The organism is Burkholderia sp. RF4-BP95 (assembly GCF_001521985.1).
Lineage (GTDB): Bacteria > Pseudomonadota > Gammaproteobacteria > Burkholderiales > Burkholderiaceae > Burkholderia > Burkholderia diffusa.
Window position 1 is genome coordinate 1 of record NZ_LOSX01000081.1, and the last position, 1,858, is coordinate 1,858.

At 61.8% G+C, this 1,858-nt stretch carries 3 protein-coding genes; all 3 read left to right on the forward strand.

The window, feature by feature from the left end; translation table 11 throughout:
- On the forward strand, nucleotides 1-389 hold a 389-nt coding region (locus WS46_RS27825; protein WP_059692397.1), incomplete at its 5' end, for a DUF1804 family protein.
- Nucleotides 390-397: 8 nt separating this feature from the next.
- Nucleotides 398-595, forward strand: a complete 198-nt coding sequence (locus WS46_RS27830; RefSeq protein ID WP_059531036.1) for a hypothetical protein — start codon at nucleotides 398-400, stop codon at nucleotides 593-595.
- A 1-nt stretch (nucleotide 596) separates the two neighbouring features.
- Nucleotides 597-1,858, forward strand: a 1,262-nt coding sequence (locus WS46_RS27835; protein ID WP_059692398.1) for a hypothetical protein, incomplete at its 3' end; no start/stop codon positions are given.

A 1,858-nucleotide genomic window follows, 5' to 3' on the forward strand; every position in this document is an offset into this window, starting at 1 on the left:
GATGGAAGGATGATGCGCGCGCTGCCGGCGACGATTGGGATAAAGCCCAGGCTGCACAGTTGATGGCCGGTGGCGGGATCGAGGGTGCGGCTCGACAAATGCTCGCCGGCATGATCACGCAGTATCAGGCGACGATGGATCAGCTCGACGCCGATACCGTGATGAAACCGGCCGATAAGGTCGCCATGCTGGCCAGCCTCGCCGACGCATACAACAAGACGATCAACGCATCCAAACGTGTGCTTCCGGAGACGAATGAACTCGCAGTCGCAATGGGCGTCGTGCAGCGACTTGCCGCGTTCGTGAAAGAGCGCTACCCGAGTCACGTGGAAGCGTTCGCGGAGATTCTGGTGCCGTTCGGTGAAGAACTGAGCGCCGCCTACGGATAGGAGTTGCCATGATCATCAAACTGGACCGCTATCGCGCGGTGAATACGGATCATATCGTCTCGGCCACCATCGACACGTATGGCGACACTTACCTCGACGTCGCGCTGATGACGGGCGAAATGATCCGAGTGAAACATACGCCCCATTGCTTCGATGGCGCTGACGTCTACAAGCTGTTTGACCGCATCACGGCCGCGCAGGAATGACATGGCGCAGAAGTTCACTGAGAAGGATTTCCACAAGGAAATCGCGGAGCTACAAGCGGAGTTGCGGCGTGACATCGAGGCCCATGCAACGGGCCTCGATCCGTCGCCGACCGCGCGGCTGGAACGCCGTCGACGCGTGCTCGTCGACGGCGATTACCAGTTCTTCGCGTACACGTATTTCCCACATCACATTCGCGGCACGCCGTCGTTGTTCCAGGCGCACTTCTGCGGGCGATTTCCGAAGCTGCTACGCCAGCTCGGCGGCACGCGCGAGTGGTGGGTCGCGCCACGCGGCGAAGCGAAGTCGTCCATGTGCACGAAGATCGGCCCTGTCTACATCATCGTGCAGGGTCTCTTGCAGCGTGAGGAAATCCGGCGCGAGGTCGGATGGACGGACGCGCTCCTCGCGTTCCTCGACTACATCATCCTGCTCGGCGCTGAAACATCACTGCCGACCAAGCTGCTCGAAGTGGTTAAAACGGAGCTGACCGCTAACGCGGCGCTTCAGCTCGACTTCCCGGAAGTGTGTGGCAAGGGGCCTACATGGAAGGTCGGCGAGTTCGTCACGAAGAACGGCGTCAAGGTAGAACCGTTCGGTGCTGAACAGGCGATTCGCGGCACGTTCCACGGCGCGAGCCGACCGAAGGTGCTGATGGGCGATGACCTGATCACCGACTCCGAGGCGAAGAGTCCGACCGAACGTCAGAATCGCTGGACGTGGCTGGAAAAGGCCATCGACTACCTCGGCCCGCCGGACGGTAGCGTGAAGTACATCGGCGTCGGCACGGTGCTCGACAAGGATGACCCGATCTCGCGCGCGAAGCGCACGATCGGCCACGTCGTCCATCACTTCCGCGCGATCGCGCAGATGCCGAAGAACATGGATTTGTGGCAACAGTGCGAAGCGCTGATGCTCAATGACGACAAGCCGGCGATTGAGGCGGCCGCGCAACGCGGCGAGGCGATCGCCGACACCGAGCTGCCGTCGTACCGGTTCTACCTGGAGCACCAGGCCGAGATGGACGCTGGCGCCGTCACGTCCTGGCCGTCCGTGCGCACGCTGTTCTACCTGATGCGGCAGCGCGCGAAATCGCCGCGTGCGTTCGCGACCGAGATGCAGGGTGATCCGCGCACCGAAGAAGACAAGGTGTTCGGCCACATCACGTTTTGGGTGCAGCGATTGCAGTCCTGGTTGATGTTTGGTGCGTGCGATCCGTCGATGGGCCAAGGCAGGAAGTCGGACCCGTCCGCGATCCTGGTCGG